General features: G+C 66.5%; 3 protein-coding genes. 1 reads left to right on the top strand and 2 read right to left on the bottom strand.

Features of this window, described 5'->3' with window-relative positions; genetic code table 11:
• Nucleotides 1–88: 88 nt before the first annotated feature.
• Together H9622_RS15675 and H9622_RS15670 are read right to left on the bottom strand one after the other, a co-directional pair.
• Complete coding sequence (locus H9622_RS15675) at nt 89–589, bottom strand: hypothetical protein (RefSeq protein ID WP_191767364.1); 501 nt, start codon at nt 587–589, stop codon at nt 89–91.
• A 712-nt stretch (nt 590–1,301) separates the two neighbouring features.
• Nucleotides 1,302–1,553, bottom strand: coding sequence for a hypothetical protein (locus H9622_RS15670; protein ID WP_191767363.1), 252 nt, complete (start codon nt 1,551–1,553; stop codon nt 1,302–1,304).
• Between the two features lie 479 nt (nt 1,554–2,032).
• On the opposite strand from H9622_RS15670, the gene H9622_RS15665 reads away from it, so the two are divergent.
• Complete coding sequence (locus H9622_RS15665; RefSeq protein WP_191767362.1) at nt 2,033–2,404, top strand: nuclease-related domain-containing protein; 372 nt, start codon at nt 2,033–2,035, stop codon at nt 2,402–2,404.
• Nucleotides 2,405–2,471: the final 67 nt, after the last annotated feature.

The raw sequence follows: 2,471 nt of genomic DNA, 5'->3' as shown, positions 1-2,471 counted from the left end.
CGGATACTTACTGGGACGTCCCATGAGACAGATCCTTCCAAGGAATCATGTCTCCGGACACGCCGGGGCGAGTCACCGCTCGGCGGCGCTAGTTTCCTGGGCGGATGACCCGCCGCTTCTGCTTCGCTGTCTTAGGCAGGTTTGGGCCAGGCCGGCGCGGGTCGTTCGAGCGCGCCATTGGATCCTTGTAGTCCGATCGGCGGTTTGCGGGCACCCACCCCTCGGGGGTGTTTCCCGGCGCCTTGTCCTTCTGAGTGTTGCGGCTCTGACTGGAGAGGTTCCGTGACGGGTTGTCTTTTGCGTTGCGGCGCTGCTCCAGCAGTTCCTGCTCGGCTCGCTTCCTTACCGCCTGCTGCTTGCGGGCCGTCGCCTGTCGTCTCGCCTTCTCTACCTGGAGCTGCGCCTCCGCGCGCGCTCGCGCGATCGCACGAGTCCGCTCCGCTGCGGCGATCTGCTCGTCGGTGAGAGAGACGGGCACCTGGCGGACGGCCACGGCGTGCTTGCGTCCGTCACTGCGGCGAAGCCGGACGCTTGCCGTGTTCTTCGCCCGCCAGTTCTGACCCTGCTCGAAGTGCTGAGCTTGCCCCATGGGACGACTGTAGTGGTCGTCGCCTCAGACGCCGCAGAGTACCGGTCAACAGAGCACCTTGAGCGCGCCTGTCTGGCTGAGTGTCGGGAGCAGCCCGCGCGAGACCGACACCCAGCAATCGTCCGCTCACAACGCACCCGATCAACCTCGCCGCTGCGCCAGCGGTGCACGCGAGGCCGCCCGTTTGGGGATCGTCGGGCCGGCGCTGCATCCTCATCGGCGCGCGACATCGAGGGCGCGACGGGTCCAGGATGAGTTGGCCGATTTGGGGTCCGAAGTCAGGCGGAATGCGCGGCAATGCGCGCGCGGATGGACGCCGACAACAGCGCGACCGCGGCCCTGCTCGAGCATTCGGGCGCGTGCCGCGAGCAAGGCGCGGCCAGCCGCGTAGAGGGATGGCAAAGGGGTTTTCGGGCATGTGGTCACCGCGGCTCCATGTCGTGAAACAGGAACAACCGCGGGTGACAGCGGTACTTTGTCGTGGCATCTTTCCAGCCACGGCATCACGTGCCCCAAGTCGTAATCTCGCCGGCCCGTCCGGTTTCCCGCGGGCCTTGTGCGAGCGATCTAGTGTCGCCGATCGTAGCGTCAGCGCTCGGTACGGAGGACCTTGGCTGTGCACGAACGGGGCTATCGAAGCTCGCCAATGGCCGACGCCCGTGATGGACAGGTCCCACGCTCATTTTGCGTACGAGGATGCTGGTTGTTCCGATCAATTACCGTCCTGACCGACATCTCGAGCGTGGACGGTCATTGCGGGGGGGAGCCGGTCGAGTCGAGTGTGCGCCTCAAGCAGGTCGTTTCGAAGCTGCGCGAGTTCGCTGCCTTGCGCGGCGAGAGCGCGGGTGTGCGCCTCGATGATCGCTCGGTAGACGCCTGACCATCGCTGCGACCGAGATACCCACACGGCCATGGCCACCACGACCACCGCGAGCCCGGCGATCACCCATACGAGAGCCGTCATGCCGCCTCACACTAGCGGGGCGGCCCCGCGCTGCCTCCCCGATGAGAGCACCGCCCGTACTGCGTTCGGCGCCTCACGGTCATGCTCGTGGTTGAGTGTCGTCAGGTCGCTCATAGAATCTGGCCATGCCGCAGCCGATCGACGACACGAATGACCGGCGTCTGCTGCTCCGATACACCGGGCGCTGCCGGCTGTGCGGCGCAACACTGACCGCGGGAACGGATGCGATCTACGAGCGCAATCGTCGGACGGTGCGGTGCGTTGAGTGCGCTCCGGTAGTCACGCCGCCCACAGAGATCCCCCCAGTGGTGAAGCGCACAGAGCAGCACGCCGAGAATCCTGACGTGCTTCGTCTGCGGGCTCCCGCGTCATCGGTGATCGCCGAGGCCCTTCGCGTCCAATCATCCGTACCAGCCCGAACCGGGACACAGCGGTTCTTCGGCCGCAGCCCCTTGAACTCCGAAAGCCGACCCTGGTACTTGGGGGCCCTCGGCGAGCTGGAGGTCGCCCGACTCCTGGACCAGCTCGGCCCCGAGTGGTTCGCGATGCACGCTGTGCCCGTCGGCAGCGCGGGCAGTGACCTGGACCACATCGTCATCGGCCCCGGGGGCGTCTTCACGATCAACTCGAAGTTCCACGAAGGCGGCAACGTGTGGGTCGCCTCCCGGCGACTCCTCGTGAACGGGCAGCGCACCGACCATCTCCGCAACGCCGAATTCGAAGCGCGACGCGCCGCGAAACTCCTCACCCAAGCGGCCCGCAAACCCGTCGACGTCACCCCCGTCATCGCGATCGTCGCGGCCCGCCGACTCACCATCCGCGAACGACCCGAGCGTGTCGTCGGAACCTGACCCGCTTTCCCGGACACCTGAGTTGAGGCGATGATCGTCTCGGAAGGAGTCCGTGAGATGCCTGCTG

The sequence above is a fragment of the Microbacterium gallinarum genome (assembly GCF_014837165.1).
GTDB lineage: Bacteria > Actinomycetota > Actinomycetes > Actinomycetales > Microbacteriaceae > Microbacterium > Microbacterium gallinarum.
The sequence above is the reverse complement of the archived record's forward strand: the minus strand, read 5'-3'. Positions and strand labels throughout refer to the sequence as shown.